The 26,406-nt window shown below is 68.8% G+C and carries 27 protein-coding genes; 15 read left to right on the top strand and 12 right to left on the bottom strand.

The window, feature by feature from the left end; genetic code table 11:
- Positions 1–246: 246 nt before the first annotated feature.
- On the top strand, positions 247–549 hold the full coding sequence (locus AB0B41_RS34340) for an RNA polymerase-binding protein RbpA (RefSeq protein WP_358210877.1): 303 nt from the start codon (positions 247–249) through the stop codon (positions 547–549).
- 93 nt (positions 550–642) lie between these two features.
- Positions 643–1,641, top strand: coding sequence for a nitronate monooxygenase (locus AB0B41_RS34345; RefSeq protein WP_358210827.1), 999 nt, complete (start codon positions 643–645; stop codon positions 1,639–1,641).
- Positions 1,642–1,843: 202 nt separating this feature from the next.
- Here the strand turns inward: AB0B41_RS34345 and AB0B41_RS34350 are convergent, their stop codons facing one another.
- Complete coding sequence (locus tag AB0B41_RS34350) at positions 1,844–3,037, bottom strand: helix-turn-helix domain-containing protein (protein ID WP_358210829.1); 1,194 nt, start codon at positions 3,035–3,037, stop codon at positions 1,844–1,846.
- 132 nt (positions 3,038–3,169) lie between these two features.
- Positions 3,170–3,937 (bottom strand): ribosome-associated translation inhibitor RaiA, encoded by a 768-nt coding sequence (raiA, locus tag AB0B41_RS34355; RefSeq protein ID WP_358210831.1) that lies wholly within the window; start codon positions 3,935–3,937, stop codon positions 3,170–3,172.
- A 558-nt stretch (positions 3,938–4,495) separates the two neighbouring features.
- Here raiA and AB0B41_RS34360 point away from each other — a divergent pair.
- From AB0B41_RS34360 to aceE, 4 genes are all read left to right on the top strand, one after another.
- The gene (locus AB0B41_RS34360; RefSeq protein WP_358210833.1) at positions 4,496–4,804 is read left to right on the top strand and encodes a DUF3040 domain-containing protein; all 309 of its coding nucleotides are present in this window, start codon (positions 4,496–4,498) and stop codon (positions 4,802–4,804) included.
- Between the two features lie 291 nt (positions 4,805–5,095).
- A complete protein-coding gene (locus tag AB0B41_RS34365) occupies positions 5,096–5,308 on the top strand; it encodes a DUF488 family protein (RefSeq protein ID WP_358210835.1) in 213 nt (70 codons plus the stop codon).
- Positions 5,308–5,868 (top strand): universal stress protein, encoded by a 561-nt coding sequence (locus AB0B41_RS34370; protein WP_358210837.1) that lies wholly within the window; start codon positions 5,308–5,310, stop codon positions 5,866–5,868. Before AB0B41_RS34365 ends, AB0B41_RS34370 begins: the two co-directional genes overlap by 1 nt.
- A gap of 298 nt (positions 5,869–6,166) precedes the next feature.
- Entirely contained in the window at positions 6,167–8,908 is a 2,742-nt protein-coding gene (gene aceE / locus AB0B41_RS34375; protein ID WP_358210839.1) for a pyruvate dehydrogenase (acetyl-transferring), homodimeric type, read from the top strand.
- A 14-nt stretch (positions 8,909–8,922) separates the two neighbouring features.
- Here the strand turns inward: aceE and AB0B41_RS34380 are convergent, their stop codons facing one another.
- Positions 8,923–9,621: a helix-turn-helix domain-containing protein gene (locus AB0B41_RS34380; RefSeq protein WP_358210841.1), complete on the bottom strand. Its 699-nt coding sequence runs from the start codon at positions 9,619–9,621 to the stop codon at positions 8,923–8,925.
- 92 nt (positions 9,622–9,713) lie between these two features.
- On the opposite strand from AB0B41_RS34380, the gene AB0B41_RS34385 reads away from it, so the two are divergent.
- The 4 genes from AB0B41_RS34385 to AB0B41_RS34400 all read left to right on the top strand — a co-directional run bounded on the left by AB0B41_RS34385 (position 9,714) and on the right by AB0B41_RS34400 (position 13,183).
- Complete coding sequence (locus AB0B41_RS34385) at positions 9,714–10,163, top strand: hypothetical protein (RefSeq protein ID WP_358210843.1); 450 nt, start codon at positions 9,714–9,716, stop codon at positions 10,161–10,163.
- A gap of 77 nt (positions 10,164–10,240) precedes the next feature.
- Complete coding sequence (folE, locus tag AB0B41_RS34390) at positions 10,241–10,819, top strand: GTP cyclohydrolase I FolE (RefSeq protein ID WP_358210879.1); 579 nt, start codon at positions 10,241–10,243, stop codon at positions 10,817–10,819.
- The gene (gene tal, locus AB0B41_RS34395; RefSeq protein WP_358210845.1) at positions 10,812–11,945 is read left to right on the top strand and encodes a transaldolase; all 1,134 of its coding nucleotides are present in this window, start codon (positions 10,812–10,814) and stop codon (positions 11,943–11,945) included. The genes folE and tal overlap by 8 nt, the downstream gene beginning before the upstream one ends.
- A complete protein-coding gene (locus AB0B41_RS34400) occupies positions 11,942–13,183 on the top strand; it encodes an FAD-dependent oxidoreductase (RefSeq protein WP_358210847.1) in 1,242 nt (413 codons plus the stop codon). The genes tal and AB0B41_RS34400 overlap by 4 nt, the downstream gene beginning before the upstream one ends.
- A gap of 332 nt (positions 13,184–13,515) precedes the next feature.
- On the opposite strand, the gene AB0B41_RS34405 is transcribed toward AB0B41_RS34400, so the two are convergent.
- From AB0B41_RS34405 to AB0B41_RS34420, 4 genes are all read right to left on the bottom strand, one after another.
- Positions 13,516–13,896 (bottom strand): carboxymuconolactone decarboxylase family protein, encoded by a 381-nt coding sequence (locus AB0B41_RS34405; protein ID WP_358210849.1) that lies wholly within the window; start codon positions 13,894–13,896, stop codon positions 13,516–13,518.
- Positions 13,893–15,896, bottom strand: a complete 2,004-nt coding sequence (gene acs / locus AB0B41_RS34410) for an acetate--CoA ligase (RefSeq protein WP_358210851.1) — start codon at positions 15,894–15,896, stop codon at positions 13,893–13,895. Before acs ends, AB0B41_RS34405 begins: the two co-directional genes overlap by 4 nt.
- A 540-nt stretch (positions 15,897–16,436) precedes the next feature.
- Positions 16,437–16,811, bottom strand: a complete 375-nt coding sequence (locus AB0B41_RS34415; RefSeq protein ID WP_358210853.1) for a cupin domain-containing protein — start codon at positions 16,809–16,811, stop codon at positions 16,437–16,439.
- A 4-nt stretch (positions 16,812–16,815) separates the two neighbouring features.
- Entirely contained in the window at positions 16,816–17,559 is a 744-nt protein-coding gene (locus AB0B41_RS34420) for a DUF2249 domain-containing protein (RefSeq protein ID WP_358210855.1), read from the bottom strand.
- 167 nt (positions 17,560–17,726) lie between these two features.
- Here AB0B41_RS34420 and fdxA point away from each other — a divergent pair, with 167 nt between their 5' ends.
- Both fdxA and AB0B41_RS34430 read left to right on the top strand, forming a co-directional pair.
- Complete coding sequence (fdxA, locus tag AB0B41_RS34425) at positions 17,727–18,089, top strand: ferredoxin (RefSeq protein WP_358210857.1); 363 nt, start codon at positions 17,727–17,729, stop codon at positions 18,087–18,089.
- Entirely contained in the window at positions 18,082–18,756 is a 675-nt protein-coding gene (locus tag AB0B41_RS34430) for a helix-turn-helix domain-containing protein (RefSeq protein WP_358210859.1), read from the top strand. The genes fdxA and AB0B41_RS34430 overlap by 8 nt, the downstream gene beginning before the upstream one ends.
- Here AB0B41_RS34430 and AB0B41_RS34435 read toward each other — a convergent pair.
- The 5 genes from AB0B41_RS34435 to AB0B41_RS34455 form a co-directional block, all read right to left on the bottom strand.
- A complete protein-coding gene (locus tag AB0B41_RS34435; RefSeq protein WP_358210861.1) occupies positions 18,732–19,232 on the bottom strand; it encodes a DUF488 family protein in 501 nt (166 codons plus the stop codon). The two genes, AB0B41_RS34430 and AB0B41_RS34435, sit on opposite strands and share 25 nt — an antisense overlap.
- Positions 19,222–20,985, bottom strand: coding sequence for a cytochrome c oxidase subunit I (gene ctaD / locus AB0B41_RS34440; RefSeq protein ID WP_358210863.1), 1,764 nt, complete (start codon positions 20,983–20,985; stop codon positions 19,222–19,224). The genes AB0B41_RS34435 and ctaD overlap by 11 nt, the downstream gene beginning before the upstream one ends.
- A gap of 151 nt (positions 20,986–21,136) precedes the next feature.
- Positions 21,137–22,150, bottom strand: a complete 1,014-nt coding sequence (locus AB0B41_RS34445) for a universal stress protein (RefSeq protein ID WP_358210865.1) — start codon at positions 22,148–22,150, stop codon at positions 21,137–21,139.
- On the bottom strand, positions 22,147–23,058 hold the full coding sequence (locus tag AB0B41_RS34450) for a slipin family protein (protein ID WP_358210867.1): 912 nt from the start codon (positions 23,056–23,058) through the stop codon (positions 22,147–22,149). Before AB0B41_RS34450 ends, AB0B41_RS34445 begins: the two co-directional genes overlap by 4 nt.
- A gap of 85 nt (positions 23,059–23,143) precedes the next feature.
- The gene (locus AB0B41_RS34455) at positions 23,144–23,428 is read right to left on the bottom strand and encodes a DUF3040 domain-containing protein (RefSeq protein ID WP_358210869.1); all 285 of its coding nucleotides are present in this window, start codon (positions 23,426–23,428) and stop codon (positions 23,144–23,146) included.
- 103 nt (positions 23,429–23,531) lie between these two features.
- Between AB0B41_RS34455 and AB0B41_RS34460 the strand changes: the two genes are divergently transcribed.
- The 3 genes from AB0B41_RS34460 (at position 23,532) to AB0B41_RS34470 (ending at position 26,290) form a co-directional block, all read left to right on the top strand.
- Entirely contained in the window at positions 23,532–24,005 is a 474-nt protein-coding gene (locus AB0B41_RS34460) for a MarR family transcriptional regulator (RefSeq protein ID WP_358210871.1), read from the top strand.
- Positions 24,006–24,315: 310 nt separating this feature from the next.
- Positions 24,316–24,564, top strand: a complete 249-nt coding sequence (locus AB0B41_RS34465) for a transcriptional repressor (protein WP_358210873.1) — start codon at positions 24,316–24,318, stop codon at positions 24,562–24,564.
- Positions 24,565–24,673: 109 nt separating this feature from the next.
- Positions 24,674–26,290, top strand: coding sequence for a catalase (locus tag AB0B41_RS34470; protein ID WP_358210875.1), 1,617 nt, complete (start codon positions 24,674–24,676; stop codon positions 26,288–26,290).
- Positions 26,291–26,406 lie beyond the last annotated feature (116 nt).

The raw sequence follows: 26,406 nt of genomic DNA on the forward strand, positions 1-26,406 counted from the left end.
CGACCCCGAGGAGTGGAAGCAGGAGATCCCGCTCATCGAGGAGTGGTTCGCCAAGGTCGGCCACAAGCTGCCGACCTCGATGCGCGACGAGCTCGCCAACCTCAAGCAGCGCCTCGGCCTGGCAGGCACGTCAACAGGGCCCCATGCGGATCCGGTGTCCCCGTGAACAGTCCGGTCGAGCCAGGCGCCGTTGCTGCCGATGCGGCAGCGCAGCCGAGAAGCGCCGTACCGCAGCTACCCCGTCCCGTGTCCTACTGGTGCGCCCACCACCATCACACTCGGCTGAGCTGGTCGGCGGGCGCGGAGGTACCGGAGTTGTGGGTCTGTCCGCATTGCGGACTTCCCGCCGGCCGCGACGTTGCCGCTCCGCCCCCGCCGCCGGCCTACCGGCCGTTCAAGACGCCGCTGGAATACCTCATGCAGCGACGCACCGAGGCCGACTGCGAGGCCCTCCTTGCTGAGGCGCTGGACGATCTTCGGGTGCGTCGCCGGGCCGCAGCCCGAGACGGCCCCCACGGTCCGCGGGACCGTCCACCGCGAGGTCGGTGATCTCGGACAGTGCCACATCCATTACCGGAGTCGCGTAGAGGCAGCAGGGTGCAACAACGGGTTCAGCAGTTCTGTGCACGGTTTGGCTTGCAGGTGCCGATCCTGGAGGCGCCGATGGCCGGCGCCTGCCCGGCCGAGCTGGCCGTCGCGGTGGCCGAGGCCGGCGGGATGGGCGCGAACGGGGTGGTCCTTGACCCGCCCGCGCGCATCCTCTCCTGGGTGGAGCGGTTCCGGGCGGGCAGCGCGGGCCCGTTCCAGCTCAACATCTGGATCCCGGACGCGCCGGTTCACGACCCGTCCCGGCGGCGGGCGGCGGACCAGTTCCTGACTCGGTTCGGCGAGGCGGGTGAGCCGGGCCCGCCAGCGCCGGTCTTCGCCGAGCAGTGCGAGGCCATGCTCGACGCTCGACCGACGGTGATCTCGTCGATCATGGGCCTTCTCGCCCCGGCCTACGTCGAGCGGATGCACCAGCGGGGCATCGCGTGGTTCGCCTGCGCGACCACCCTGGCCGACGCGCTGGCCGCCCAGGACGCGGGTGCCGACGCGGTCGTCGCCCAGGGCATGGAGGCCGGCGGGCATCGCGGCAGCTTCGACCCGCAGGCGGCCGAGCAGATCGACGTTGGGCTTTTCGCCTTGCTGCCGCATCTGGTCGATCGGCTGCGGATTCCGGTGATTGCCGCGGGCGGGATCGGCGATGGACGTGGCGTGGCTGCCGCACTGGCTCTGGGCGCAAGCGCGGTCCAGGTGGGCACCGCCTTGCTGCGTTCGCCGGAGGCGGGCATCGACGAGGGCTGGTCGGCCTGCCTGGACGGGTTGGCGCCGGAGCAGACGGTCACCACCCGCGCCTACTCCGGCCGGCTTGGACGAGCGGTACAGACCCGGTTCGTGACGGCGTGGGCGGCGCCCGAGGCGCCCTTGCCCGCGCACTACCCGGAGCAGCGGCGGCTGGTCGGTCAGTGGCGGCGTGGCGCGGCGGTCGGGGTGGATCGGGTCAACCACTGGGCCGGGCAGAGCGCGGCGTTGGCCGCGGCGGCACCTGCCGGAGAGATCATCGAGCGCATGTGGAGCGTTACGCGCGGGTTGCTCGCTTGATCAGCGCGCTCGCTGGGAACGACCTGTTCGAGGGGCACCCGCGGATCGGCAGGTGCTGCGGCATCGTTCTGCGAGCCGGGCCGGATGCGGCCGCTCAGCGTCTCGGTGCCTTCTCAGACGCGTTCATGGCCGCCCGTCGTGCGCGGTGGAACCAGAACAGCATTGTGCGTCGTCCCGAGGGGTTGAGGGCAGCTCGTGTCGATCAGCGCGGCGCGTCCCGGTCGTGGTCTGGCCAGCCAAGTAGCTTCGCCCCGAGCGCCGCGGTCTGGATGGTGAAGCGTTGCACGGGATCTGTGGGGTCGTAGCCGGTGAGCGTTCTGATTCGGTCAAGGCGGTAGGTGACCGCGCGGACGGACAGGTGCAGGCGCCGCGCGGTTTCGGTGACGACGCTGCCGGTGGCGAAGTAGGCATTGAGGGTGTCCAGGAACGGTTTGGCTCCACCGCGCGCCTGGACCAGCCCGCCCAGCACGGACAGGACCAGGTCGGTGATGGCGGGTTGATCACGTAGGAGCACGCGGTAAATGAGCAGCTGCTCGGCACAGATCACGGGGGTGTCCAGGTGCAGCCGCACCGCCATGGTCAGGCCCTCACGAGCTTCCTCGTACGAGCGGGGGATTCCGTAGGAGCCCGGGTAGGGCCGGCCCACACTGACCCGCCACGGCCGGCCGCGGCGCGACTGGCCGAGTTCGGCGAACATGAAATCGCCCAGCTTCACCGGCCCCGATCGGGCGCCGGGCGGAGACGGTATGTCAGCGTCGGCGGGGGCCACAACGACGATCAAGCCGTCCTTTGCGGCCACCAACACATCCCGGTCGCCGACGCGGCGCACAACTGCATGTTCCAGGGAACTGACCGCCGACTCGGCGTCCTCGAGCCGCCCGGTGGGCGCGGCCAGGGCAACCTGATGCGGGCGGGCCATGTCCAGACCGAATGGTTCAGCCCGTTCCACCAGCCGCCCCACGTCGGCGTCCCCGCGCAGCAGGTCCTCGATGAACTCGTGACGCAGCGTCTCCTCCCAGCGCACCGTTTGTCGGCGGGCTTCGGTGTAGCCCTCGACGAGGCTTGCGACCGCGGCGTCGACCACGTGCAGTACCGCCTCGGCGGCGGCCCGGACCGCCCCGCTGTCCCGGGAGCGGATCACCATCGGCAGCTCGCCCCATACCCGTCGAGCGGCCGCGAGATAGAGCTGCACGGCGCTGCCCGCCGAGACCCCGAGTTCGGCGGCCCTCCGTCCCAGCAACCCCACCGCATCGATCTCAGACGAGTGCGGCTTGCGTCCGGTGATGGCGGCCTCGGCCAACATCGTCAAGTAGTCGCCGAGGAGCTCCACCGGGACGCCACGCACCTCGCGGCCGGCGGCCTGCGCTGCCTCGGTCAGCCACGTGTCGTCCACCATGGGTGGTTCGGCTCGTGTATCTGGGCGCGGCTCACCTTGGTCGGACACGACGACCGCTTCGCTGGATCAAGCGCCCATGGGACAGACACTGTCGGTCATGGGACTGAGCGCCGCTGTTGTTGTCTACGCCGATCACCGCCGGGTCCGTGAGGTGCTGCGGTGCCCGGTGCCCTCGCCCTGGCCGGTTGCTTGATCGCCTTCAGAGACCGGATCTGCGGCGCGCCCTGGGGGTGGTGTCGTCCGCGCGCTGTCATGGTCAAAGATCGCGGACGGGCTGCGGCCGTGGTGTAGGTCGGATTGGTTGACTGAGCCGGGTCTCGTTACCGGGCCCTGCCCGCGGCCGCGGGCGAGCACGGCGGCACCGCGGAATGCGATTGCCAGCGTGTGAGGAGGGTCGCCACGCACGGGCGTCGTGCTGGCCGGAGCATCGACGCGGTCGGATCGCACGAGGTAGTCGTCGTGGTCGCGGGAAGCCGGAGTCGGGTCGTCCTCGCGGTCGTCCGGTACGAGGTCGCTGCTGCCGACCTCCAGCAACTGCTCCAACAACGCAGCGCCAGCGGGTACGTCCCGCCCGGCGGTGATCCGCGTCCGGCGGGCGGTGATCCGGCGGCGGTCGTGGGAGCGCCGGAGCTGTTTCGCCAGCTTGGCGACGGCGCAGTTCAGCGCCCCGTAGAAGTCCTGTGCGCAGGCCTCGGCGCGCACCATCCGACGGCATCCTCTGACCGTGATCTTCACCAGCTGACTGCTCTTGCTCTGCCGGCGGTTCGGCTCGTGGACGAGCTCGACCTCCACGCCGACGAGCCTGTGGTCGTAGCGCTCCAGACGGCCGATCTTCTCCCCGACGTGGATACGAAAATGCTCCGGCACCTCTACGTTCCGGCCGGTGACAACGATCTCCACTCGACTTCCCTCGCTCTCCGTTCTCAATCAGCATCGGGTCGTAGTCCCGGGGCCGCCCGCTAGGGCTGACGGGCCGGTGACCGGCTGCGATTCGCTTCACCCGCCCGCAGTGATATCGTATCACGATATATTGGCAAGATGCGGTCGCGCGTGGGCCGTAGTGGTCGTAGTGCAGGTTGCCAAGGCCCGGCAAAACCAACAGTGGGTGTCGGCCCATACCGGGCATCGGCCGCGGGTAACGTGGGGACCTGCTGGCGTAGAACGGGTGGATCCACACGGTGACCGGTGCCCTGCGTCGGGCAGCCCCGGTGGAGGAGCCGCGTCCCGATCGCCGGTGCCCGTCGCGAGGCTGCCAGTCGTCGGCAACCTGATCAGGGGGAAGTTGGCCGAGCGCCCTGGTGCCGCGAGGTGTGCGGGCGGAGCAGTATTGGCGTTAGCCGGACGCGACCCGGCTGGAGCGGCCATTCTTTCGCGTCCAGCCCAGCCGCCGTCGGGAACGGGATGTCGTCCATTGACGCTCCCGGCGCCGGACCGAGTGGTCCCTTATGAGGAGGCGTCGTGCTCAGTGATCACGAGCGGAAGACGTTGGAGGAACTTGAACGTCGGTTCATGGCCGACGACCCAGAATTCCCGCAGCTGTTCGACGCTCGCGCACGGCGTTTGCACAGCAATCGCCACTTCGGGATGTCCTTCGCGATCGCAGTCGCGACCGTGGCCGGCGCGCTGTTCTTCACAATCATGCTGGCAACCGTGTCCCTCGCCGGGGCGCTGGCGTTCGCTGCGGTGATTGGACTGATCTGGGAGGCCTGGCGGCGCTCGGATCCCGCCCCGACAGCACAATTGACGGACCCGCGCGACGAGCCTTGAGAAACGCCCCATGGAGATGGCGGCCCGACCCGTAGATCCCATCGCGACATCGGGTCACCCGGTTTGGGACGACCGCCGGAGGCACGACCTGACGATCATCATCTACGTACTGATCGCAGTTCTGACGCTGGCCCTCGTGTCGCTCGGGCGGAGCGTGCGGGTCATCACTCAATGGGAGCGGGCGTTGCGTTCCGCTTCGGTTGGGTTCGTCCTAGACCCGCGGCCCCGGACTGGTGCTGATCCTGCCGGTCGCCGATACAAAAGGTCTGCACTCAGATCATCACTCAGCCCGTGCCCGCCGAGGACGAGCCGACCCGATTCGCCGAGTTCCGACGCCGCTACCGGAGCGAGCTCGCCGATCCCGAGCGGGCCGCTGCGCTGCAGCACCTGCGCGAGTTGGCGCAGCAGCGGCCGATGGCCTTGCTCACCGCTACCCGAGAGGTCGAGAACAGCGAGGCCGCCGTGCTCGCGGACCTGCTCGTCGCCGGATCGACGACCAACTGATGGCCGCCTCGTCCGGCGCGGACCCACGATTGCAGAGGGGCAGAATCGTGGTCGGCGTCGATGGCTCCTCCGGATCGCTAGCCGCCCTGCGCTGGGCGGTCCGGGAAGCCTCCGGGCGCCGCATTGTGGTACATGCGGTGACGGCGTGGGACTTCCCGGTTAAGTCGACCTTCGCCGACACGGCCACCGTCGGCGAGGTTCATCCGCTGGTCGCGGCTGAAAGGATCCTCGTATCGGCCCTCGTCGATATCGGCGTCGCAGCCGGCAACGAGACGGTCACGACCGCGCTCATCAGGGGGCACCCCGCCGAGGTGCTCATGCAGACGGCGGAGGGTGCCGACCTACTGGTAGTCGGCTCCCGCGGACACGGAACGATCTTCGGAGCCCTGCTCGGCTCGGTCAGCCACTACGTGGCCGCGCACGCCGCCTGCCCGGTCATTGTCATCAAACCGGGCACCAACGAACCGGCCGAAGATCCGGTTCCGGACGCTGACGGCGCCGCCCCGTGGGTCCTCCGGCACCACAGCAGATATCCCCCGTATGCCGGATGGAGGAAGTGATGACCGAGGGAATGCATCCGGCGGCGGTACCCGAGAGCCCCGGGCGCCGCAGGGAAATGGCTCCGGAGCTCAGCGAGGGTGCCGTGCCGGAGAGCATCGGGCACACCAAGCTCGCCCATCGCAACGGGGGCCTGCCCCGAAGAGAGCATGAAGGCTGTCTGGGACGCCCGCGAGATGCCGGCCGGGGCGCGGCCGCTGCCGGTTCGACATCGGCCCCGGTCGGGCACCTGCTCCAGCACTCAGGGCGCGCCGGCCTGCCCGGTATAGCTCGCCACAACCTGAACGGGAGGACACGGCCATGACCACTGCGCCTGACGGCCAAGTCGCAATCGACGAGCAGCGCGATCGCGATCCGCACGACCCCGACCCCACCGAGACCGAGGAATGGCGGCAGTCAGTTGACGGCGTGATCGAGCACGCCGGACGCAACCGAGCTCGTCACCTCGTGCTCGACGTCTTGGAGCGCGCGCAAGAACGTCAGCTGGGCGTACCAGGTCTGCGCGGCAGCGACTATGTCAACACGATCCCACCGGAGTCCGAGCCGCAGTTCCCCGGGGACGAGCGGATCGAGCGGCGGATCCGGGCCTACATACGCTGGAACGCCGCGATCATGGTGCACCGAGCGCAGCGGCCCGGACTCGGCGTCGGCGGCCACATCTCGACCTATGCCTCATCTGCGTCCCTCTACGAAGTGGGGTTCAACCACTTCTTCCGCGGCCGCTGCGCGGAAGGCGGTGGCGACCAGATCTACATCCAAGGCCACGCCTCACCAGGCATCTATGCCAGAGCGTTCTTGGAGGGCCGGCTCTCGCAGGGCCAGCTCGACGGGTTCCGTCAGGAGGTTTCCCACACCACGAGGGGAGGCGGACTGCCCTCCTACCCTCACCCCCGCCTGATGCCCGACTTCTGGGAGTTCCCGACCGTCTCGATGGGCCTGGGCGCCCTCAACGCGATCTACCAGGCGCGGTTCAACCGCTACCTGCACGCCCGGGGCATCACCGACACCACCCGGCAACGGGTGTGGGCCTTCCTCGGCGACGGCGAGATGGACGAGCCGGAATCCCTGGCTGCCATCGGCCTGGCCGCCCGCGAAGAGCTGGACAACCTCACCTTCGTCGTCAACTGCAACCTGCAGCGGCTCGACGGCCCGGTCCGGGGAAACGGCAAGATCATCCAGGAGCTCGAGGAATTCTTCCGCGGCGCGGGCTGGAACGTCCTCAAGGTGATCTGGGGGCGGGAATGGGACCCGCTCCTCGCCGCCGACGACGACGGCGCGCTGGTCGAGTTGATGAACACCACCGTCGACGGCGACTACCAGACCTACAAGGCCAACGACGGCGCGTTCGTCCGAGAACACTTCTTCAACCGCGGCCCCCGGACGGCGGCCATGGTCGAGCACTTGTCGGACACTCAAATCTGGAACCTCAAGCGTGGCGGACACGACTACCGCAAGCTCTACGCTGCGTACAAGGCAGCGACCGAGCACACCGGCCGACCGACGGTGATCCTGGCCAAGACCATCAAGGGCTGGACGCTCGGCTCACACTTCGAGGGCCGCAATTCCACCCACCAGATGAAGAAGCTGACCCACGAGGATCTGCGGGCCTTCCGCGACCGGCTCGAACTCGACATCCCGGACAAAGCCCTCGACGACACGCTGCCCCCGTACTACCCGGCGCACCGCTGGTCGGAGGAGCTGGTCTACCTGCACGAACGCCGACGGGCCCTGGGTGGGTACCTGCCCGCCCGCACCGTGGCCAGCACACCGCTGGTCCTGCCCGGGGACCCGGTCTACGCAGTGGCCCGCAACGGGTCGGGCACCCAGCAGGTCGCCACGACCATGGCCTTCGTCCGGTTACTCAAAGACCTGATGAAGGACACAGAGATCGGCCCACGGTTCGTCCCCGTCATCCCCGATGAGGCCCGGACCTTCGGACTGGACGCGCTGTTCCCGTCGAGAAAGATCTACAACCCGCACGGCCAGCGTTACCTGTCGGTGGACCGCGACCAACTCCTGAGCTACCAGGAGGACGCCTCCGGTGTCCTGCTGCACGAGGGCATCACCGAGGCCGGTTCGGTCGCGTCCTGGACCGCCGCCGGCACCTCGTACGCCACACACGGCGAACCGATGATCCCCGTCTACATCTTCTACTCGATGTTCGGCTTCCAGCGTACCGGCGACGGCCTGTGGGCCGCTGCCGATCAGATGGCACGCGGTTTCCTGCTCGGCGCGACCGCCGGTCGCACGACCCTGAACGGGGAAGGCCTCCAACACCAGGACGGACAATCGCTGCTGCTGGCCTCGACCAATCCGGCCTGTGTGGCCTACGACGCCGCGTACTCCTTCGAGCTCGGCCACATCGTGCGCGAGGGGCTGCGGCGAATGTACGGCGAGCCCCGCCTGGGGGAGGACCAGAACGTCTTCTACTACCTCACCCTGTACAACGAGCCGATCGTCCAACCGCCGGAGCCCGACGACGTCGACGTGCGCGGCATCCTCGCCGGAATGCACCGCTACTCCGCCGCGCCCGACGGCGAGGGACCTCGCGTGCAGATCCTCGCCTCCGGTATCGCCGTGCCCTGGGCCCTGCAGGCGCAGCGGCTGCTGCACGACCACTGGAGGGTGCGTGCCGACGTGTGGTCGGTGACGTCCTGGACCGAGCTTCGCCGCGAGGCCCTCGCGGCAGACCGGTGGAACTCCCTGCATCCCGATCGGCCCCAGCGAATCCCGTACGTCACCTGGCGGTTGCAGGACCGGCCGGGGCCGGTGGTGGCCGTGTCGGACTGGATGCGGGCGGTACCCGACCAGATCGCCCCCTTCGTGCCCGGCCCGTGGGCGTCGCTGGGGACCGACGGGTTCGGCCGCTCCGACACCCGCACGGTCCTGCGCCGCCATCACCGCGTGGACGCGCCGTGGATTGTGTTGCGCGCACTCGAGCACCTGGTCAGCCAGGGAGAGCGGGATCGCACGGTCCTCAGCCGGGCCGTCGCGGTCTACGGCCTTGACGTCGGGCCGACCGACTCCGCAGCACCAGCATGACGGGAAGCGACGAGCTACTCCGGTCGAACGGTCAGTGTCACGCAGCACCGGCCGGGCTCCGGGTCGAGCTTGGCCTGCACGCCGGGGTGTCCGAGCTCGCCGAGCATCGCCGTGATGAGGTGCAAATTCATCCCGCACACCAGCGCGGTGTGCTCGCGGGCCAGCGCATGGAACGGGCAGTTCTCGAGCGTGAGCACGCCGTCCTCGACGCGAGGTTCGTATCCGTGCAGGCTGAACACGGCCGCGAGGTCCTCGAGCGGGGCGGCCTGGGTGCCTGCGCCGCGCCGGCGCTGTTCGGCACCGAGCCGCTGCCCGGCGTGCGCGGCCGCGCGCTGCACCGCCTCGAGAACAGGAACACCGTCACGGGCGGCCTCCTCGACGGCGCCGGCCAGGATCTGCCCGGCCAGGTCGTACTGGCGCGGGGGCAGGGTGACCGCAACCTGGCGGTCCGAGCGCCGGTACAGCTTCGTCGGGCGGCCTGCGCCCGGGCCACGCCGGCCGGTCAGGCGGCGGAACTCGGTGTCGAGCAACCCCTCCTCCACCAGCTTGTCCAGGTGGAACTTGGCGGTGTGCCGCGGCAGCTCGGTACCTGCAGCGGCCTGGTCTCGGCTCACCGGCTGCGGTTGCGCGACGACGTAGAGGTACAGCGCGCGCCGGAGCGGCTCGGCGAGCGCGCCGACCCCGCTGACCTGCGCGACGAAGTCGTCGTCCAACGGGCCCACCACCTTCTAAAAGACACGAGCATTGACCTAACAATATCCACGGTCTAGCGTTCAGAGAAGTCTCCTTTAGAAACGGGGAAGCCATGACCACCCACCGCGACGTCCCCGCCGACGTCCCCGCCCCCTCCGCAGCCAGCTCCGGACCGGCCGCACACCAGGCGTTTCTGCTGCTGCGCACGGTGTTCACGGTGGCGCCGGTGCTGTTCGGGCTGGACAAGTTCTTCGGGCTGCTCACCGACTGGGAGCAGTACCTGGCCCCTCAGATCGACGCCCTGATCCCCGGGACCGCGCACCAGGCGATGCTCGCCGTCGGGGCCGTGGAGATCCTCGCCGGGCTGCTGGTCGCGGTGCTGCCCCGCATCGGCGGATACGTCGTGGCCGCCTGGCTGGCCGGCATCATCATCAACCTGCTGCTCATCGGGGGTTTCTACGACATCGCCCTGCGCGACTTCGGGCTGCTCGTGGCCGCCCTCGCGCTCGCCCGACTCGCCCCCGCGGTCAGCCTCCGCGGCCGCCGGGCACGGGCATCATGAGCTCCCCGGCTCCGGCTCCGGTCTCGGTCCCGTTCCCACCGGCCACCCCGCTACGGGTGGTGCCCCCGTCGCCCGGGATGGACCTCACGGCCGCGGAGCGGACCGCCGCAGAATTCCTGGCCGCGCTCGGGGTGGCCACGCACACCGGCACGATGGCCGACACGCCGCGGCGGATGGCGCGCGCATACGCTGAGATGCTCACCCCGCGCCCCTTCGACCTCACCACCTTCACCAACGACGAGCACTACGACGAACTGGTGCTCGCGCGCACCATCCCGATGCACTCGATCTGCGAGCACCACATGCTGCCCTTCCTGGGGGTCGCCCACGTCGGCTACCTGCCGGGGCAGCGGATCCTCGGGCTGTCCAAACTCGCGCGCGTGGTCGAGCTGTTCGCCCGCCGCCCCCAGGTCCAGGAACGACTGACCAAACAGATCGCGGACTGGCTGCAGACCCACCTCCAGCCACGCGGGGTCGGAGTGGTCATCGAGGCCGAGCACCTGTGCATGCGGGTGCGCGGCGTCTGCGCCGCCGGGACCAGCACGATCACCTCGACGCTGCTCGGGACGCTGCGCGAGGATCCACGCTCGCGCGCGGAGTTCCTGGCCCTCACCACCGCCGCCCCGGCGGCCCCCGCCGGTGGCCGTCATGGCTGACCCACTCGGTGAGCTGACCCGGGCCGGGGTGGCGATCTGGCTCGACGACCTGAGCCGGGCCCGGCTGGCCGAGGGCAGCCTCGCCCGACTGATCCGCGACTGCCACGTGGTTGGTGTCACCACCAACCCCACCATCTTCGCGAAGGCGATCAATGGCAGCGACCACTACGACCGGCAGATCCGCGAACTCGCCGGCCGGGGCGTCGCCGTCGAGGAGGCGCTGCGCCTGATCACGGCACAGGATGTGTCGGGAGCGTGCGACCTGCTGCGCCCGACGTACGACACCAGTGGGGGCGTGGACGGACGGGTGTCGATCGAGGTCGACCCGCGCCTGGCCCACGACACCGAGGGGACGGTGGCCGAGGCTCGTCGGTTTTGGTCGCTGGTGGACCGGGAGAACCTGTTCATCAAGATCCCCGCGACACCGGCCGGGCTGCCGGCCATCACCACCTGCCTAGCCAAGGGCATCAGCATCAACGTGACCTTGATCTTCTCCCGGGCGCGCTACACCGAGGTGATGGGCGCCTTCCTCGACGGTATCGAGCGGGCCCGCGCCGCCGGTCGCGACCTGGCCCGGCTCGCCTCGGTCGCCTCGTTCTTCGTTAGCCGCGTCGACACCGAGATCGACCGGCGCCTGGACGCCATCGGCTCCACGGAGGCCAAGGCGGTGCGCGGCGCGGCCGCGATCGCCAACGCCCGGCTCGCGTACCGGACCTACGAGGAGGTCTTCACCTCCGACCGCTGGCGCGTGCTCGCCCAGGCCGGGGCCCGGCCGCAGCGGCCGCTGTGGGCGTCCACCGGCGTGAAGGACCCTGCCTACGCCGACACCCGCTACGTCCTCGAACTGGTCACCAGCGGGGTGGTGAACACGATGCCCGAAGCGACGCTGCACGCCGTGGCCGCCCACGGCGTCCTGCGCGGCGACACGGTCCGCCCCGGTTACGACGACGCCGCCGTGGTGATGACCGCACTGGCGGACCTCGGCATCGACTACGACGAGGCGATGCACAAGCTCGAGCAGGACGGCCTGACCACCTTCGAGGGGTCCTGGGCCGCACTGGCTGACACCCTCGAGCACAAGCTCGCCGCCGCCAACCGCGGCGGCGGAGAGGATGACCCCCCATGAGCGAGTCCGGCACGTTCGCCATCGTCGGCGCAGGCCTGGCCGGCGCCAAGACCGCAGAAGCGCTGCGCGCCCACGGCTTCGACGGACGCATCGTCCTGCTCAGCGCCGAACCGCACCGGCCCTACGAGCGGCCACCGCTGTCCAAGAGCTACCTGCAGGGCAACGCCGAGCTCGACACGATCTTCGTGCACTCCCCGACCTGGTACACCGAACACAAGGTCGACCTCCGACTCGACACCGTGGTGACCGCGATCGACCGCCACGACCACGAGCTCACGACCCGCGGCGGTGAGCGACTGCGCTACGACAAGCTGCTTCTGGCGACCGGCGCGACCCCACGGCGGCTACCGGTGCCGGGCTCCGATCTCGGCGGCGTGCGTTGTCTCCGGACCCTCGACGACTCGGACCGGCTCAAGGCCGAACTCCGCCCCGGCGCCAGAGTGGTGGTCATCGGTGGCGGCTGGATCGGCCTGGAGACCGCCGCAGCAGCCCGCACGGCCGACGCCGAGGTCACGGTGCTCGAGCATGCCGAGCTGCCCTTGCTGCGGGTTCTCGGTCCGGAGATGGGCAAGGTCTTCGCCCAGCTGCACATCGAGCACGGCGTCACACTGCGCTGCGGGGTGACCGTCGCGGCTCTGCAGCCCGGCGTCGACCCGGCACGCGTCGGTGCGGTGCGACTCACCGACGGCACCGTCCTCGACGCCGACCTCGTGATCGTCGCTGTGGGAGTCACCCCGAATGTCGATCTGGCCCGCTCGTGCGGCCTGAATGTCGACAACGGCATCCTCGTGAACCGGCACCTGGTCACCTCGGACCCCGACATCCTCGCCGCCGGCGACGTCGCCAACGCCTACCATCCGCTGCTGTGTCGGCAGCTGCGCGTCGAGCACTGGGCCAACGCGCTGCACCAGCCGGTCGTCGCCGCCGCGACCATGCTCGGGGAGACCGCCTCCTACGACCGGCTGCCGTACTTCTTCACCGACCAATACGACCTGGGCATGGAATACACCGGCTACACCGATCCCGGCGGCTACGACCAGGTAGCCATCCGAGGCGATCTGGACGCCCGGGCGTTCATCGCGTTCTGGCTGCAGGACGAGCGCCTGGTGGCTGCGATGAACGTCAACGTCTGGGACGTCACCGAGCCGATCCGTGAACTGATCCGCTCCGGTGAGCGGGTCGACGCCACCGAACTGGCCGACCTCAACGTCCCCCTCGCCCAGCTCGTCAGGAATTGACCCGCTCCGTGAGCGCACGCTCGTCGGCCCGCCCCTGACCTGGCTCAGCCGCGCCCGGTCGCTCGCGCACGCGCTGCGACGGCATTGCGGGACAGCGCGTGGGGTGGACATTCCGAGAAGCGAAGAGCTCATCAACGCAGATCCGCTGCGCCGGCTGGGCGGTCGCGACGCTGAGAAACCGCCCGTTCCCCGCGCTCGCGCGCGACCACCCCCGTTGACATGCACGAGGGACCTGCTGATCAGCTGTGCTGGCTCGCTGTGCCCGAGGACCCGGGCCAGGATGTGGCGGTTCCAGGTCGTCGTGCCTTGCCCTATGGGGTGCCCGCTTCCGGCTACGGCTCGTCCGGCTTGTCGGAGGCGGGAACGGGCGCGGTCTCTCCCAGGGTGTGCAGGGCGAGAGTGGAGTGGGCGAAAGCCCCGCCGGCGCGCATCTCGGCCGCGACCCAGATGGCCTCCATGATCTCTTCGGAACTGGCGCCCTTGCGGTGCGCGAGGCGGGTGTGCCCGGTGATGCAGTACGGGCACTGGGTCACGTGAGCGACGGCGACGGCGATGAGCTGTTTGGTCTTCTGCGGGAGCGCACCGTCGGCGAAGACCGCGCGGCTGAAGTTGTGGAAGGCCTGATCGATCGCGGGGGTGAGTTGGCGGCGGCGGGCCCCGATCTCAGGGGTCGCCGTCGGGTAGAGGTCCTCACTGCGTCCCGAGCCGCTCATTGCTGGGCCTCCTCGATGCCGGTGAGCTCCCTTGACGCGGGGATGCCCTGGTGGCGGGAGCCGATCTGGCCTTGCATGTCCTGCACCACCGCCGGGTCGACCAGTGTGGAGGTGTCTCCCAGCGGTTCGCCCTCGGCGAGGTTCTTGAGCAGCCTTCGCATGATCTTCCCGGAGCGGGTCTTGGGCAGATCGGAGCTGAAGATGATCTGCGCGGGCCTGGCGAGCTTGCCGATCTGGGTGGCCACGTGGTCGCGCAGGGCGGCGGCTAGTTCATCGGAGCCGGTGGCGTTGTCTTTCACTGCGACGAAGGCGACGATCGCCTGCCCGGTGTCGGGGTCGCGCCGGCCGGTGACTGCGGCCTCCGCGACCGCGGGGTGGTCGACCAGCGCGCTCTCCACCTCGATCGTGGAGATCCGGTGCCCCGACACGTTGGTCACGTCGTCGATGCGCCCCAGTAGCCAGAAGTCCCCGTCCTCGTCGATGCGGGCGCCGTCGCCAGCGAAGTAGGCGTCGGGGTACTTCGACCAGTAGCTCTGCCGGTAGCGCTCGTCGTCGCCGAACAGGCCGCGCATCATCCCCGGCCACGGCTGGCGCAGCACGAGATTGCCGCCTTCGCCGGGCCCGAGGAGCGCGCCGTTGTCGTCGTAGACCGCGGCGTCGACGCCGGGGAACGGCTTGCTTGCCGAACCGGGCTTCAGGGTGCTCACCCCGGGCAGTGGGGAGATGAGGATGTGGCCGGTCTCGGTCTGCCACCAGGTGTCCACCACTGGGCAGACGCCGCCTCCGATGTGGGTGCGGTACCACTCCCAGGCCTCGGGGTTGATCGGCTCGCCGACGCTGCCCAGGACGCGCAGGGAGGACAGGTCGTGCGTCACTGCATGGGACGTCCCCCATCTCATGTGGGTGCGGATGGCGGTGGGGGAGGTGTAGAGGATGTCGACGCCGTAGCGTTCGATGATCGACCACCAGACGTCACGGTCCGGATGTGCCGGGGTGCCCTCGTAGAGCACGCTGGTGGCGCCGTTGGCGAGGGGCCCGTAGACGATGTAGGTGTGCCCGGTGATCCAGCCGATGTCGGCTGCGCACCAGTACACCGAGTCGTCTTTCAGGTCGAAGACGTAGTGATGGGTTGTGGCGGCGCCGAGCAGGTAGCCGGCCGTGGTGTGGACGACGCCTTTGGGCTTGCCGGTGGTGCCGCTGGTGTAGAGCAGGAACAGCAGGTCCTCGGAGTCCATCGGCTCGCACGGGCAGCTGGCCGGGTCGTCGGACCGTCCTGCGATCAGATCGTCCCAGTACAGGTCGCGCGGAGGGTGCATCGCGACGTCTCCGCCGGTGCGCCGGACCACGACGAGGTGCTCGACCTGCGTGCTCGTCTCGGCGAGCCCGGCGTCGGCGTTGGCCTTCTGCGGCCACACCCGTCCGGCCCGGACCGCCTCGTCCTGCGTGATCAGCACGGTGCAGCCCATATCGGCTACCCGCTCGGCAATGGCCTTTCCGCTGTATCCGCCGAAGATCACGGTATGCGGTGCGCCGAGGCGGGCGCAGGCGAGCATGGCGATGGGCAGCTCGGCGATCATCTGCAGGTAGATCCCGACGGGGGTGCCTTTGCCGACGCCCAGAGCTCTCAGCCCGTTGGCGAATTGCACGACTCTGCGCTGAAGTTGGGTGTAGGTCAGGTCCGTGCAGGCCGCCGAGCTGGGGCCGTCGTCGGGCACCAGGTGAAAGGCGACGCGGTCGCCCTGGCCGCGTTCTACCCAGCGATCCACGCAGTTGTAAGTGGCGTTGAGGCGCCCACCTAGGAACCACTGCGCGTAGGGCCGCTCCCAGCGCAGTACCGTGGTGTACGGGGTGAACCAGTCGAGTCGCCGACCGGCCTCGCGGTCCCAGAACTCCTCGAGGCCCAATTCGTAGAGCTCGGCGGAGGCATTCGAGGCCTGGGCGAGCTCCGGGCCGGGCTCATAGCGGCGCGAGCTCGTGCTGAGCGCGTCAATCTTCGTCATGCTGTCCCTCTGCTCCCTCGAGTGGCCGACGCGGGCCTGGCTCGGCCTGCGACACATCCGGCGATTCGTCTGGCCTGGGTCTCGCCGGCCCGTACACCCCTGCGCAGCTCGGCACCGGCCCGCGCATCGGGGACGTTGCGGCGCCGACCCGGCGGTATCGCCCTCTGGCAGGAGGGCTCGAAGTGCCCAACCGGGGCCTGCTCGATCGGCCGCAGCGTCAGTGGCGGCCAGGGCGTTGCCAGGCGGGGCGAGGCGGTGCGGCGACGCTGGCCGAGCTCGGTGTCCAAGAGCGGACACGGCCCCCACAGCAGCAAGCCCGTGACCAGCGCCTCCATCACAGTCATCAGGCCCCGACGAGGCGTCCCGCCACGGTCATCTGCCAGAAGGTCGTCGCGCGAGCTTCTGACCAGGGGGTCCAGAGCCATGACACGCCTCCGAAAGTGGGTGCCAGCCTGTCGAGACGAATCGCCGCAACTAAAATATCGTAACACGATACAAATGGTTGAGCCAGGGCGCCTGCCTACTTCTCAGGGAGAAGGATCAGCCGGACGAGGGTGGACCGAACCCGATCTGCAGCCCGGATCGGCGTTGGTGCACGGTGAGGTAGGCCAGGCCGCGAGCGCCGGCGGTGACCTTGCGGGTCGATCCGCGGGGTAGCCACAGCAGTTCGCCGGCCGTCAGTGTCAGGGTGGTGCCGTTGGTCTCGACGCAGCCCGTCCCGGAGAGGATCACGACCAGGACGTCGAGGTCTGGCTCCGCGTGTGTCTCGATGGTGTGACCCGCGGCGAGGTTGACGACGTTGGCGTCCAGCTGCCGGCCCGGCTCGGCGAGCCGCCAGCTCACGCCGGGTGGCAGAGCGGTGTGGTCGGCGAGCACATGTTGTATGTCATGGACGACGCCGGGAATCCTCACCATCCCCTCAGGCCTCCTGGAGCGCTTTGGTGATCTGGACGCGCCACTGCGCGGGACCGGTTTCCAGGTAGGTCCAGCCGAATTCGTCCGGGTAGGTGGCCTGGAACTGCCGGTGCAGCGGCTTGGGGTCGTGGTTGTTGACCAGAACGAACGACTCTCCGGGTGCGAGGCGAGCGTAGATGCCGAAGATGCGGGGGTGGCGGCGGCCGTGGGGGATCTCCCGCACGTCGAGCACGTCGGGAACCTCGAGGTGCCCGCGGGCCAGGAGAGTGAACACGTCCTCGGCGAGATCCGAGAGTTCCACCCCGGGCAGCTCGGTCAGTGCTGGCAGCAGGAGAAGCTGTTCGATCTCGGCGCAGGCCCGCAGCAGCGTCAGGATGGCATGCGCGGCTTCGTTCACCTCGTCGGCTGTGTTCGCTTGCGCAAGGCGGGCGACGCGACGCTGAATCATCTCGTGCTGCAGGCGCAGGGACCGCACGAGCAGGCGGGTCTCCTCGGCGCCCGCGGCGACTGCGTAGAGGACACGCTCCGTTGCCTCCAGGTGTCGGCGCAGTCGGGACGAGCAGAACTCGACCAGTGAGTCCTGGGCCTCCTCGCGGCGCACCAAGGACAAGCCGAATCCGGTGGCGAGCTCGACCTTCGCCGCCAGGTCGGCGAGCATCTCCGCGTCGCGGTCGAGCAGCAGTGCATGCGCTCGCCTCGCCGGGTCGTCTTCGGTGTCCAGAATGTGGATCTCGGTTGTAGAGGACACGTCGTGCTCCTGCCTGCCGGTCTGGCTGTCGGTTCCCCGAAGGGTTGGTGCGGGTCGGTGTGGGCGCCGGCGCGGTGGCACATCGACGGGTGCAGTCCACCAAGTCCGGACTATTTTTACAAGGACTTTTCGTGTGTAATAAGGCGTGCCTTGCGAGGAGGAGACCTGTGACCTACGTGATCGCGCTGCCCTGCGTCGACGTCAAGGACCGGGCGTGCGTGGAGGAGTGCCCGGTCGACTGCATCTACGAGGGCGGACGGTCCCTCTACATTCAGCCCGACGAGTGCGTCGACTGCGGGGCCTGCGAACCGGTGTGTCCGGTCGAGGCGATCTTCTACGAGGACGACCTGCCCCGTCCCTGGGCCGCCCATCTCGAGGACAACGCTGCCTTCTTCACCGTGGCCCTCCCCGGGCGTGCCGACCCGCTGGGCAGCCCCGGGGGTGAGGCGAAGCTGGGGCCCCTCGCGACCGACACCACCTTGGTGAGCGGGCTGCCGAAGCACCCGGCGGAGGATGTGGCCGATGAGTGAGCGCCGCGAGCAGATCCTGGAGATCGTGCACCGGGCCATCGGGCCGGTCGACGTGGCCGAGGTCGCCCGCGCAGCCGGCGTCCACCCGAACACAGCGCGATCTCACCTCGATACGCTGGTCACCGAGGGCGTGCTCGAGTGCGCGACCGGGGTTCCCGCCGGTCGCGGCCGCCCGCGCCATACCTACCGCGCCCGTCCTGGACAGTCCCGCGGCACCGCCCGCCGCTACCGGCTACTCGCGGAGATCCTGCTGAGCCACCTCGCGCTCGCCGGCGAGGATCCGGCCGAAGAGGCGACAGCAGCGGGACGAGCCTGGGGAACGTATCTGGCTCCCCGACCGGCTCCGGCACGAAAGGTGAGCTCGGAGGCGGCCCTGACTCAGCTCCTCGCGATGCTCGACGACCTCGACTTCGCCCCCGAACCGGTTTACACCCGGCCCGACGGAATCGACGGAATCGACCGCGCCGACGGGCCCGACGCCGTGCGGCTGCGACATTGTCCGTTCCTCGAGCTCGCCGACCCGCACCGGGACCTGGTCTGCCGGGTGCATCTGGGCCTGATGCAGGGCGCCCTCGCGGAGTTGAAGGCTCCGGTCTCGGTCATGAGTCTTGTGCCCTTCGAAGAGCCCGACGCGTGCTTGGCTCATCTCGCTGCGCCTGGGAAATAGCGCCAGCCGTACCCGATCATGGGTATCTCGCCGCCCTCGGTGAGCAGCTCGGCCAGCACAACCGCCTGGCTTATCGAGAGGTCCTTGCTCCCGGTCAGCAGCGTCACCGGACGGTGAGCGACGATTCCGGCCAGGTGGCGCAGGGCGCAGATCTGCTCCCCCGTGGTGAGCTCGGCGCGGTAGCGGCGGCGGAACTCGGCGAACCTCGTCGGGTCGTGGCCGTACCAGCGGCGCAGGCCGCTCGACGGGGCGACGTCACGGCACCATTCGTCGAGCTGCGCGCGGGCCGTGCTCATGCCGCGAGGCCAGATCCGGTCGACCAGCACCCGTACTCCGTCGTGCTCGGTCGGCGGATCGTTGATGCGTCCCACCTGGACCTGTCCAGCTGTCGGCGAGGCCGTGGATGCCGGGCGGCGTAGCCGCCCGCCTTCGTTCTCCCAGGCCAGTTCGGCGGGCGTGGCGGCGTCATCGCTCACGGGTGTCATCTCCGGTGTCGTGCTGAACGGCGCGCGCCGCGAGTTCGGACGGAGCCGGCCGGCTCTTCCGGAAACGTCCCGGCGCGTGCGACTCCGCACGCATTCGATCGACGACATGGGGATAGTGCAGCTCGAACGCGGGGCGCTCGGAGCGGATCCGGGGCAGCTCGGTGAAGTTGTGCCGCGGGGGCGGGCAGGTCGTGGCCCACTCCAGCGAGTTCCCGTGCCCCCACGGGTCGTCGACGGTGACCACCCGGCCGTGGCGGTAGCTGTGGAACACGTTCCAGATGAACGGCAGGGTCGAGGCACCCAGGACGAACGCGCCGATGGAGCTGATCATGTTGAGGGTGGTGAACCCGTCAGTGGGCAGGTAGTCCACGTAGCGGCGCGGCATGCCCTCGTTGCCCAGCCAGTGCTGAACCAGGAAAGTCGTGTGGAAGCCGATGAAGGTCAGCCAGAAGTGCAGCTTGCCGAGGGTCTCGTCGAGCATCCGGCCGGTCATCTTCGGGAACCAGAAGTAGATGCCCGCGTAGGTCGCGAACACGATCGTCCCAAACAGTACGTAGTGGAAGTGCGCGACGACGAAGTAGGTGTCGGTGACGTGCCAGTTCATCGGGGGCGAGGCCAACAGGACCCCGGTCATCCCACCGAAGAGGAACGTCGCAGCGAACCCGAGCGAGAACAGCATCGGCGTCTCGAAGGTCAGTTTGCCCCTCCACATGGTGCCGATCCAGTTCACGAACTTGATCCCGGTGGGGACGGCGATCAAGAAGCTCGTGAGGGAGAAAAAGGCCAGCAGCACCGCACCGGTCGCGAACATGTGGTGGGCCCAAACCGACATCGACAGCATCGCGATCGCGAGGGTCGCGAAGACCATGCCTTTGTAGCCGAACAACGGTTTGCGACTGAAGACCGGGAAGACCTCGGTGACGATGCCGAAGAACGGCAGAGCGACGATGTAGACCTCGGGATGGCCGAAGAACCAGAACAGGTGTTGCCAGAGAATCCCCCCGCCGTGCGCCGGGTCGAAGACGTGCGCGCCGAGCTGCCGGTCCGCCAGCAGCCCGAACAGGGCGGCGGTGAGCACCGGGAACGCCATCAGGACCAGCAGAGACGTGACGAACACGTTCCACGTAAAGATCGGCATGCGGAACATGACCATCCCGGGACAGCGCATGCAGACGATCGTGGTCACGAAGTTCACCGCGCCCAGGATCGTGCCCAGTCCGGCGACGATCAGCCCGCAGATCCACAAGTCTTGTCCCGCTCCGGGGGAGTGGAGTGCCCCGGAGAGCGGGGTGTAGGCAAACCATCCCGAGTCCGCTGCGCCGCCGGGAGTCAGGAAGCCGGCCATCACGATGAGGCCACCGAACAGGAACAACCAGTAGGAAAACGCGTTGAGCCGAGGAAACGCGACGTCCGGTGCGCCGATCTGTAACGGCACGATGTAGTTCGCGAACCCGAAGAAGATCGGGGTGGCATAGAGCAGCAGCATGATCGTGCCGTGCATGGTGAACAGCTGGTTGTACTGCTCACTCGAGAGGAACTGCTGCTCCGGGCAGGCCAATTCGGCGCGGATCAGCAGGGCCATCGCTCCGCCGACCATGAAAAAACCGAAGGAGGTGACCAAATAGAGGAGGGCAACGTCTTTCGGGTCCGTCGTCCTCAGCATCCGCAGCAGATGGGACCCCTTCGCCGGCCGGCGCGTGGCGGTTCCCCTGGCCGGTGCCGGTCTTGGGGTGGTGGCCGTCATGACTGCGACCCGCACCGAGGGCGGCCGCCGATATGGCCGCCGATGCATCTTGCCGATGCAGCACCTGGTGTTGCGCCTGGCGGCGATCCGCCTCGTCGGCGACTGTCTAGACGGTGAGCATCTCGACGGTGAGTGTGTGGGTCGAGCCGGGTCACTGCGACGGCCCTCCGGAGAACCGGTGATGGTCCTTGGCGCGCCGATGAGTGGGCGGTGTCTCTCGCGTGGCGTTGTCGGCACGCTCCACATCGGCTCGCCCCACATCCGCGCGGCCTACCTGATCGGGGCGCTGCGAAGGGTGGCGGCGGCCTGCTCTGCGGGGTACCACGAGTACCGGGGCTGCGATGTGTTCCAGGAGCGCGTGGGAGATCGGCTGGCAGTTCAGTATCGGTATGCCGCGATGGAGGTTCGAGCCGACCACGACCAGGGCGGCGCCGGCGGCTCCCGTGCTTAACGCCTCGACCGGGCTGACGGTGTCGATCGCGATGGTGACTGGGACGTCGGGGAAGGCGGCCCGCCCGGCCTGCAACGCACGTTCGACGCTCCCGCTAGCGGTGATCGACCAGGCCTCGGTATAGGCCGGAGGATCCGGGGGCTTGTGGGCGTGGACGACCAGGAGCGGAACTTGACGCTGGGCCGCGGCCTGGAAGGCGGCATGGATCGCGGGGGTGGCCCGACCCGAGCCGTCCACCCCCAGGACGACACGTGGGCTGGTGCGGGCACGCTGGGGAGCCTGCCGGTCGCGGATGATCGCGACCGGACAGGAAGCCCAGTTGATCAGACGCGGGCGGGGGATGCGGTGTCGGCGCTGCTCGGGTCCGGCCACACCGACGACGAGCAGCGCCGCGTCCCGGCTCCAGTCGAGCAGGACCTGGGCAGCGATGCCCGTGGCCAGGTGCGCGGACACCGGGACATCCGAGGCGATGTCGCGGACGCGACGAACCGCCGCCCGCAGCACCCGCTCGCCGGCCTCGCGAGCCGCGCAGATCTCATCGACCGGGACGACGATGCCGTAGGGGTCGGGCGGGACGGGGCAGTACCGTGCATGCACTATCCGCAGCTCGGCACCCCGGGCCGCTGCTTCGGCGGTAGCCCAGTCCAGAGCCGCCAGCGAGGACGGGTGCTCGTCAACGCCGACGACGACATCATCCACGATGCGCCGCTTCATGGCACAGCCCGATCATCTGTACTCACGGTCTCAGCTGAGAACAACGAGTGAGCCTGGCCCGGATAGACGGACTTCAACGTCGCCTCGAGCCCGGCCGCCAGGTCCGAACTCCGCCCGGCGGTCGGGTCGGTGGCCGCCGCGCCGGAGGCGTCGGACGGGGTCGACCGCTCGAGAAACCGCAGCAGCTCCACGGGGAAAGGTAGGACCAGGGTGGAGTTCTTCTCCGCCGCCACCTCGACGACGGTCTGCAGCAGCCGCAGCTGCAGCGCCGCCGGGTGGGCGGCCATCACCTCGGCCGCCTCCGCCAGCTGCTTCGAGGCCTGCAGCTCGCCCTCGGCGGTGATCACCCGGGACCGGCGCTCGCGCTCGGCCTCGGCCTGCCGCGACATCGAGCGCTTCATCGACTCCGGCAGCACCACGTCCTTGATCTCCACACGGTCGATGTGCACACCCCAGCCGACCGCGGGGTTGTCGATCATCAGCTCGAGGCCCTGGTTGAGCCGCTCCCGGTTGGAGAGCAGGTCGTCGAGCTCGCTCTTGCCGATGATCGAGCGCAGGGACGCCTGGGCGACCTGCAGGATCGCCGAGCCGTAGTCCTGCACGTCCACCGCCACGCGCACGGGGTCGACGACGCGGTAGTAGACGACGGCGTCGACCCGCACGGTGACGTTGTCGCTGGTGATCCCGTCCTGGGCCGGGATCGGCAGGGTCACCACCTGCAGGCTGACCTTGTGTAGGCGATCCGCGACCGGGGCGAGGAGGGTGATCCCTGGGCCCAAGGTTCGTGGGCGCACCCGGCCGAACCGAAACACCACCCCCCGCTCGAACTCCTGCACCACCCGCACACTCGTCGCGGCGCCCAGAACGCACAGTGCCCCCACTGCGATCAAGATCCATAGAACGATCATCAGATGCCTCCGGTCGGGAGATTCGATGCTGCCCAGGGACGTGCTGTCCGGCGGATCGCGCCGGCCCAGCCGGATGAGGAAGCCGTCATGAGGGGGATGACCCGATGAAGAGGTTCGGGTAGCGCCAGGCCAGCCACACCAGCCCGGTGGTCAGCATCGCCGCCACGGCTCCGGCCGCAGTGCCGAGGAGCAGCAGGAGAACCCCCACGGACAGGGCCGTGAGCAACGCGATCCGGTTCCCGCGTCGCTGCCGAAACCGTGCCGACATGCGCTGCTGCCCACGGTCGAACCTTCCGACGAAGTCTGGGTCCCCCATCGAGAGGTTCCACTCGAGCTCGTCCAGCGTGCGGTGATCATGTTCGTCGAACACCACGCACCTCCTGCTTCACAAGCACCCAGCCGAGTTGTATCGTAGTACGATAGAAACGGCAAGGAGGGGCCAACCCTGGACAGGAAGGTGGTCTCATCACACTGTGACCGTGCAGCAGGAAGACCCGCCAGTGCCGATGCCCTTGACCAAGCAGGACTTCGAAGCCCTGGCTCGGTTCCGCTTCGGAATCCGCCGCTACCTGCGGTTCAGCGAGGAGACCGTACGTCGCCACGGGATCACTCCGCAGCAGTACCAGTTGCTGCTCGCGCTCAAGGGCTTCCCCGGACGCGAGTGGGCCACCGTGGGCGAGCTGGCTGAACGCCTCCAGCTTCGCCACCACAGCACCGTCGAGCTGGTGAACCGGGCCCAGGGGCAGAAACTGGTGCAGCGGGCCCACGACCCCGACGACGCCCGCGTGGTACGGGTCGGTCTGACCTTGGACGGAGAGCAGATCTTGGCCGAGCTGAGCGCGCTGCACCGTAGCGAGCTGGAGCGAATGAGCACCGTCCTCGCCCTGCCCAGCTGGGAGGCGCCGGAACCGGCCAGCTTACCGTCGGATGCAGACAGCCCGGATTGACCGCGCCCGCGCGTGGACGCTCCAACATGCCGTGATCGGCTCGCCGGGCAATTATGTCGTAACACGATAGAAACTTTTGTGGCCGGAGGAGCCATGTCCAGCAGCGAACAGCGGCGTGAGCTCGGCGATGTCGAGGTGAACCGCCCCCGACTGCGTGCAGCAGGGCTACGGCTGACCAGGCCTCGTCTTGCCGTTCTGCGGGTGCTTGATCGGGCCAGAGCCGGGCAGGGACACCTCACCGTGGCGACTGCTGCGGCGCGGGCGCGCATCGAACTCGGCAGCCTATCCGCACAGGCTGTCTACGACCTGCTTGGCCGCGCTGCACGGCGTCGGGCTGGTCCGGCGGGTCGAGTTCGCTGGGCACCCGACGCGATACGAGACCAGAGTCGGCGACCACCATCACCATCTGGTGTGCCGCGAATGCGGTCACATCCGCGACCTCGCGCGCGCCACGGGGCACCCAGCCTGCCTAACCCCACCCACTGCGGTCGGCTTCGTCGTCGACGAGGTGGAGGTGACGTTCTGGGGCCGATGCTCTCGATGTGCCGCACTAGCGTGAAGCTGGCCCGCAATCCCGCAAGACCCGTCCTTCCCCCTTACTGACGCGAGAAAGGTACGTCATGACTACAGGGACCACCCGGCAACCCGAATCCGGTACCGCTCGAGCAGTGCTGACCACTCGTCAGGGCCACCCCGTCCACGACAACCAGAACCAGCGCACCATCGGCGCCCGCGGCCCGGCGACGCTGGAGAACTACCAGTTCCTCGAGAAGATCAGCCACTTCGACCGGGAGCGGATCCCGGAACGGGTGGTGCACGCACGGGGCACCACCGCCTTCGGCTACTTCGAGGCCTACGGCAAGGTCGGTGACCAGCCCGCCTCCACCTACACCCGGGCGAAGCTGTTCCAGGAGCCGGGCAAACGCACCGAGCTCGCCGTCCGCTTCTCCACCGTGGCCGGCGGGCGCGATTCCTCCGAAGTCGCCCGCGACCCGCGCGGCTTCGCGGTGAAGTTCTACACCGAGGACGGGAACTGGGACCTCGTCGGCAACAACCTGGGTGTCTTCTTCATTCGGGACGCGATCAAGTTCCCCGATCTCATCCACTCCCAGAAGCCGGACCCGGTGACGTTCGAACGTCAGGACCCCAATCGCGTCTTCGACTTCATCAGCCAGACTCCCGAAGCGCTGCACATGGTCACCCTCGTGTTCAGCCCACGAGGCATCCCCGCGAGCTACCGCACCCAGCAGGGCTTCGGGGTGAACACCTACAAGTGGGTCAACGCCGCCGGCGAGACCAAGCTCATCAAATACCACTGGCTGCCGAAACAGGGTGTTGAGTCCTACACCGCGCAGGACGCCGCCAACGTCCAGGCTAACGACCTGGGCTCACACACCCGCGATCTGTACGATGCCATCGATCGTGGTTACTTCCCGGAGTGGGAGCTGCTCGTCCAGATGATGGACGACCACGACCACTCCGAGCTCGACTTCGACCCGCTCGACGACACCAAGGTATGGCCGGAGGAGCAGTTCCCGCTGCAGCCAGTCGGCCGCATGGTGCTCGACCGAGCCCCGGACAACATCTTCACGGAGAACGAGCAGATCGCGTTCGGCACCGGTGTGCTCGTCGACGGTCTCGATTTCTCCGACGACAAAATGCTCGTGGGCCGGACCTTCAGCTACAGCGACACCCAGCGCTACCGGGTGGGCCCCAACTACTTGCAGCTGCCGGTCAACTCGGCCAAGGGCACTGAGGTCGCCACCAACCAGCGCGACGGTCAGATGGCCTACAGCGTCGAGCTGGGAGAGGGTCAGAATCGGCACGTGAACTACGAGCCCTCGATCCTCGGCGGCTTGAGCGAGGCCAGGTCCCCGGCCCACGATGAGCAAGGTCCGCAGATCGTCGGTCGGCTGACTCGTCGGCGCATCCCACGGACCAACGACTATGCCCAAGCCGGGGAGCGCTACCTTCTCTCCGAGCAGTGGGAGCGCGACGACCTCGTCATCAACCTGATTGGTGCGCTGAGCCAGTGTGACCGCGCCATCCAGGAGCGGATGGTCTGGCACCTTCTCATGGCCGAGGACGAGCTGGGCTTGCGCGTCGGTGAAGGCCTGGGGATCAACGTCGCCGACGTCGCGCACCTCGAGCCGCTGCCCACCCAGACGTTGTCCGATGGAGAGCGGGCGCGACTGGCCAACCTCGGAAAGAACGGCCCACGCGACGTCGAGGGCCACGTCATGACTCACTGTGTCCCGAACAAGCGCGTCGTTGTTGAGCGCTGACCACCGACCTGGCCGTTTCGCGGCTCTTCCGGGAATGGAGTGCAGGTGAGGGCGTGACCGACCGCGGGAGTCGGGTCGTGTCGCTGCGCTGAGGCGGGCCCCGAGAAGTTGATGAT

The sequence above is a fragment of the Pseudonocardia sp. NPDC049154 genome (assembly GCF_040648315.1).
Taxonomy (GTDB): Bacteria; Actinomycetota; Actinomycetes; order Mycobacteriales; family Pseudonocardiaceae; genus Pseudonocardia.